Annotated in this window: 7 protein-coding genes and 1 tRNA gene; 1 reads left to right on the forward strand and 7 read right to left on the reverse strand. The window is 53.1% G+C overall.

Annotated features, from left to right (window positions below):
* Positions 1 to 31: 31 nt before the first annotated feature.
* The 4 genes from QME66_12430 to QME66_12445 all read right to left on the reverse strand — a co-directional run bounded on the left by QME66_12430 (position 32) and on the right by QME66_12445 (position 2,902).
* A complete protein-coding gene (locus tag QME66_12430; GenBank protein ID MDI6809764.1) occupies positions 32 to 733 on the reverse strand; it encodes an isocitrate/isopropylmalate family dehydrogenase in 702 nt (233 codons plus the stop codon).
* An 82-nt stretch (positions 734 to 815) separates the two neighbouring features.
* Entirely contained in the window at positions 816 to 1,994 is a 1,179-nt protein-coding gene (locus QME66_12435) for a 2-isopropylmalate synthase (GenBank protein MDI6809765.1), read from the reverse strand.
* A gap of 2 nt (positions 1,995 to 1,996) precedes the next feature.
* Positions 1,997 to 2,575: a 3-hydroxyacyl-CoA dehydrogenase family protein gene (locus tag QME66_12440; protein MDI6809766.1), complete on the reverse strand. Its 579-nt coding sequence runs from the start codon at positions 2,573 to 2,575 to the stop codon at positions 1,997 to 1,999.
* 96 nt (positions 2,576 to 2,671) lie between these two features.
* Positions 2,672 to 2,902, reverse strand: coding sequence for a hypothetical protein (locus QME66_12445; GenBank protein MDI6809767.1), 231 nt, complete (start codon positions 2,900 to 2,902; stop codon positions 2,672 to 2,674).
* A gap of 175 nt (positions 2,903 to 3,077) precedes the next feature.
* On the opposite strand from QME66_12445, the gene QME66_12450 reads away from it, so the two are divergent.
* A tRNA-Leu gene (locus QME66_12450) sits at positions 3,078 to 3,164 on the forward strand.
* A gap of 5 nt (positions 3,165 to 3,169) precedes the next feature.
* On the opposite strand, the gene QME66_12455 is transcribed toward QME66_12450, so the two are convergent.
* From QME66_12455 to QME66_12465, 3 genes are all read right to left on the reverse strand, one after another.
* Positions 3,170 to 4,399: an ABC transporter permease gene (locus tag QME66_12455; protein MDI6809768.1), complete on the reverse strand. Its 1,230-nt coding sequence runs from the start codon at positions 4,397 to 4,399 to the stop codon at positions 3,170 to 3,172.
* A 1-nt stretch (position 4,400) separates the two neighbouring features.
* Positions 4,401 to 4,583, reverse strand: coding sequence for a hypothetical protein (locus tag QME66_12460; GenBank protein ID MDI6809769.1), 183 nt, complete (start codon positions 4,581 to 4,583; stop codon positions 4,401 to 4,403).
* A 117-nt stretch (positions 4,584 to 4,700) separates the two neighbouring features.
* The coding region (locus QME66_12465) for an ATP-binding cassette domain-containing protein (protein ID MDI6809770.1) at positions 4,701 to 5,407 on the reverse strand (707 nt) is incomplete at its 5' end.

The following is a 5,407-nucleotide window of genomic DNA, read 5'->3' on the forward strand; positions in this document are numbered from 1 at the left end:
TCCTTTTTCGGAGGTTACACCATCTCCTCTTTTACAGGAAGCCTATGACATCACCTTTCTCCAGCATCCACACGATCGCCGCATCAACATAAGCAGTGTCTGTCTCCACCTCTGGAAAGCCCACGGAGATTTCTTTGAAAACTCTTCTCCACAGGTCGTGTGCCCGGATTGAGTTCGCCTTGTCAACAAGGGTGAGATGCTTCCGTCTCTTCTGAGCCAGCTCAAATGCGAAACGCACAACTTTCTCTGTCCCTCTTCTCGTGTAAATCATCTCCTGAACAGCGACTTCATCCTGTGTGCCCTTCTTGAGAAATCCGCCTACTCCTGCGCGGGTATCTTCCGTGTTCTCCCGGACCACAACAAAATCCACATCTTCAGGCCCTTTGTCCTTGAGAGGCGTAAGATGGGCCGAGTAGAGCTTTATCGGCCTCAGGTTCACGTAGAGATCAAGCTTGGATCTCATGCCTCCGACGATCGCCCTTTCCATGAGCCCTGTTTCGACTCTCGGATCCCCTACTGCTCCGAACAGAATTGCGTCCATCTGCTTGAGCTCAGTTATGGCCGAGTCGGGAAAGAGCTCACCGGTCTTCAGGTAGTGATTTGCACCGTGCGGGTATTCGATCTTCTCACATTGAAATCCGAGCAGTCGGGCCGCCTCATCCAGGACTCTCACGCCCTCCCTTACTACTTCAGGCCCGATCCCATCCCCGGGAATAACGGCTATCTTGTACATCTCACTTCCTCTTGGACATCACGCCAACCGGACGCAGGAACGAAATCCTGGCCCCTGGTCCGTGCGCCGGCTCTGCTTCCGGCTACTTGCGGGAAATCGACTCTACGCCCAACTTCGAAGCAATCTCTATCAAGTCTTGGTCATCGATTTTCTTCTTCTTCAAGGTCAGAGTCTTGAACTCAGAATATGCTTTTTCCAATTTGTCCGGGGCGAACTCAATTCCGAGTTTCTTGAGCTTCCAGCTCAAAGCATTCCTTCCGGAGTGCTTGCCGAGGACTATCTTTCCGATTCCAATGCCGAGGTTCTTAGGGTCCATCATTTCGTATGTCGAACGCTCTTTCAGGACGCCGTTCTGGTGGATTCCGGCTTCGTGTGCAAAGGCATTGTCACCGACTATTGCTTTCGTGGCCTGAGGGAACATGCCGGAATGCCTTGCTACCAGCCGGCTAAGGGGATAGATTTTTGTCGTGTCTATCATCACTTCCCTCTGGTAGTAGTCCTTTCTCACAACGAGACTCATGATGACTTCTTCGAGAGCGGCATTCCCCGCCCGTTCGCCGAGTCCGTTAACCGTGCCTTCTACCCGCATTGCCCCCGACTTCACACCCGCCAAGCTGCTTGCAACTGCCAGCCCCAGGTCGTTGTGGCAGTGCGTGCTGAGATAACATTTTTCATCATCTATCCCTTTTACGTTTTTCCTTATATCGGCGATGAGTTTCCCAAATTCCTCCGGCTGAGAATAGCCGACGGTGTCAGGGATTATGAGTCCGACCGCTCCCGCGGAAACGACTGCCTGGATTATCTCAGACAGGTAGTCAGGCTCAGCCCTGCTTGCATCTTCGAAAGCGAAATCAACGCTGTCGGTGTATTGCTTCGCGTGCATTACAGCTTCGACTGCCATATCCAGCACTTCTTCCCTGTTTTTGTTGAGCTTGTACTTCCTGTGGATAGGCGACACCGAAATGAAGGGGGTTATGGTGGGAAGTTTTGCATCTTTCACTGCATCCCAGGCCGCATCAATATCCTTCTTGGTGGCTCTCGCGATTACGCCCACTCTTGTCTTTGTTACGTGTTCCGCGATGAGCCTGACGCCTTCCGTGTCAGACGGTGAGGTCGCCGGGAATCCGCATTCAATCTTGTCAATCCCGAGTTCCTCCAGCATCTTGGCAATCTCAAGTTTCTCCTGAGCAAAAATGTTCACTCCCGGCGTCTGCTCACCGTCCCTCAAAGTTGAGTCAACAAAAAGAACTCGCTTTTCCATCTCTAGTTTCCCCCTTCTGCAAAACCTGAGCTATCTTTCACAACGACTGGCTGCTTACCGAGCGATTCTGCAAATGAGACACCTGTTGAAATGACTTCATCACTTGCGGTTGGAGTCCGTACTACTTCAACAAGCTTGGTGACAGGAACAGGGTCGAAGAAACGGAGCCCTATGACCTTGTCGGGCCTCTTCGTGACTGAAGCAAGCTCGGCAATTGAGATTGAGGATGTGTTACTTGCCAGGATTGCCGCCCGTCCGATTACTTTGTCAAGTTCCGAGAAGATTTGCTTTTTCAAGGCTATCTCCTCCGCAACCGTTTCAATCACGATGTCACACGCCCTGAGGTCTTCAAGCTTCATCGTGCCGTTTATCCTGTCGAGCATCTCCGTCATCTGATTCTCAGTCAATCTTCCTCTCTCCACTTCCGTGGAGAGCAGCTTCTCTATCTTGCCTATGCCCTCCTTGAGCCGGTCATCATCCACTTCCTTCACCCAGGTTTCGTATCCCGACTGGGCCGAAACCTGTGTGATACCCGATCCCATCAGCCCACATCCGACCACGCCAACCTTCTTAATTTCCATCCGATCCTCCCAGCCAGGAATCAGCACGAGTAGCCGAAATCCCAAAAGCAGCTTCCAAAACAAAAACGGCGGGTACGTGAATTCTTCCCCCGCCTTTCAAATCTCGAATCCTTCCCTTATTTCCCCGACCACTCCATCCAGCCCGTGGCCGAGGACTAAAAGGGGCTTCTTGGTGATCGGGACCCCGTGATAGATGTAGTTAGGATCAGTGCGGTAGGTGTCACTTGTGGCGGCTTTCGGGAGAACCTCGCCCCTGCCAGGTCTAGGTCTTTCTGCTGCACCGACCCTGTGGGGTTGATTCTGCCCGTAGAAGACGACGACTCTCAAAGCAGACTATCCTTCCCCATATTCCCGCTGGCCATCACACTAAGAGAAAAGAGGGATTTCCTAGAATGCATCTGATACGATACCTGTCCAGGGCCCCACTGTCAAGAAGGGAGAAAATCACTTCTTGTTGACTGCCACGGCTGCGGACAGTAGAATTCGCTCACTAGGCACTGCTGCGGAAGTGGCGGAACTGGTAGACGCGCTGGGTTCAGGGTCCAGTGGGGGCAACCTCGTGGGGGTTCAACTCCCCCCTTCCGCACCAATCATTCAGTCAAATCTGAAGCGCCACACCCCAATACCCAAAGCTGCGGCGGCAATCGCAACGAGAACTCCTGCTTCCGGAAGAATATCAACTACGCCTTTCCCGTACCACAGAAGGTCCTTGAAACCATCGAGAGCCCAGGCATTGATGGTGACGACGTGCGCCAGCGTGCGCATGAAACCCGGCACAATGTCCAGCGGCCACCAGCTGCCCCCCAGAGATGACATCGCAAGAATAATCAATACGGAGATGCTCGAAAGCTGGGCCTCTGTCTTGACAATAGATGCCATCAAGATGCCCATACTGGTCCCTGCAAGCGCTACCGCAGTTGACATTATCAGGAGCCCGGCAATTGAGTTCCCAAGCTCCATATGGAATACGAAGTGACCAACTGCGAAGAAGAACACCATCTGAACTATGACGGTGATGAAATAGGGAACCAGTTTGCCTGCAAGGATCTCTGATCTGCGTATGGGCGCGGTCAGAAGGCGGCGGTAAGTACCAAGTCGTTTCTCGTCCAGAAAACTGTTCCCGCCGCTCAGCATTATGAAAAGCGCAAACATTACTGCAAAGCCGGGAACAGTCTGTTTGAAGGGGTCGATTTCGCTGCCCGCAACCTTCTGCACATCTTCGCTGCGGACTGAAACCGGCGCTTCAGTCAGCAGTCCCCTTGCCCGCTCGAGCGCGGACATGGCAATTTTCCCCGGACTGGCCCTGCCGTTGGTGGCTTTCATCACTTCTTCGGTGGCTACTTGCACAGCGATGGACGCGCTGGAGATTTTTGACGCGAATCCTTCCAGGATGCCCCTTACGACGTTCTGAGTGACCTGACTCCCCGGATCCCTGAGAATGATCAGCTCGGTTGATTGGCCGGTCTGTACTTTCTTGCCGAAACCCTCGGGTATCACTATGGCGGCCGACCTCTCACCAATCTCAATGATTTGGCGCGCCTCTTTCTCAGTCATTTCCCGCGCCGGCCCGCCCTCAGTGAGGCTGTCCTCGAGTATCAGTGCCCTGGTTTCCGTCAGGCCTGCTTCGAGCTGTCGCGAGATGTCACTTCTATCCAGATCGACAAAGGGCACCCTGATCCCTCGGGGGCCGCTCCTGTACTGGCCGGACAGAGCAAAGCCTGCAATGGTCATGACGACCAGGGGGACAAGGAAAAGCATTATGATTGCCCCCCTGTCCTTGAACAGTATCTTCAAATCCTTCCAGGCGATGTACCAGGATCTCATGTCAATCTCTAAGCCTCTTGCCTGTCAGGTGAAGAAAGACACTCTCCAGATTCGGCTCCAGGATTTTGAGTGAATCCATGACGATATCTGCTTCGTTGAATGCAGCGATCATGCCGAGCATGGCCTGCTGAGCATCTGTTGTTTCTATCGATAGTCTGCCGTCAAGGAACGATATTCGCTTCACCTGAGGCAGGTCTTCAATGCGAGCCATCACGTCCGGGCCGACATGTGTGACGCTGATTTCGATCAACCCTTTGCCGAGGTTATTTATCAGGTTTCGCGGCGTGTCGAGAGCAATGATTCACCCTTCGTCCATCACGCCCACGCGGTGACACAGGAGCTCGGCTTCTTCCATGTAGTGCGTGGTATAGAGGATTGTGACCTTCTCGTCGTTCAGCCGTCGCACATTCTCAAAGATGTTGTTCCGGGACTGCGGATCAACACCGACTGTCGGCTCATCAAGAAAGAGTACCCTGGGTTTGGCAAGAAGCCCCGCAGCGAGGTTGAGGCGGCGCTTCATTCCGCCTGAATACTTCTCGACTGTATCTCCTGCACGCTCTCTGAGCCCGACAATCTCAAGTGCGAGATCAATTTTCTCCCTCAGCTCTTTCCCACCGAGGCCGCAGATGTGCCCGAAGAAACTCAAGTTGTCACGGGCAGACAACGTGGGATAAAGCGCAATATCCTGAGGCACTATTCCGATTATTTTCTTGACCTCGTTTGCATCTGCAACAACGTCCATGCCGGCAACAGTGACTCTTCCGCCTGATGGAGCGAGAAGGCAGGAGAGAATCGAGATTGTCGTCGTCTTTCCGGCGCCATTGGGGCCAAGGAGTCCGAAAATCTCTCCTTCCTCAATCTCAAAGCTCACCCCGTCCACGGCAGTGAGGTCGCCAAACTTCTTTACAAGGCCGCTTACCTCAATTATGCCCATTCCCAATCTCTTTTCTTTCCTAGTGCACCGTAACATAAATAAGTTGACGTTGACATTGCCCCAGAACGGTGCAC

Source organism: Candidatus Eisenbacteria bacterium (assembly GCA_030017955.1).
Taxonomy (GTDB): Bacteria; Eisenbacteria; RBG-16-71-46; order JASEGR01; family JASEGR01; genus JASEGR01.

Bases quoted from the DNA above. Each gene is read 5' to 3' on its own strand.
- QME66_12440 (MDI6809766.1), bottom strand. From the start codon at position 2,575: ATGGAAATTAAGAAGGTTGGCGTGGTCGGATGTGGGCTGATGGGATCG.
- QME66_12455 (MDI6809768.1), bottom strand. From the start codon at position 4,399: ATGAGATCCTGGTACATCGCCTGGAAGGATTTGAAGATACTGTTCAAG.
- QME66_12430 (MDI6809764.1), bottom strand. From the start codon at position 733: ATGTACAAGATAGCCGTTATTCCCGGGGATGGGATCGGGCCTGAAGTA.
- QME66_12435 (MDI6809765.1), bottom strand. From the start codon at position 1,994: ATGGAAAAGCGAGTTCTTTTTGTTGACTCAACTTTGAGGGACGGTGAG.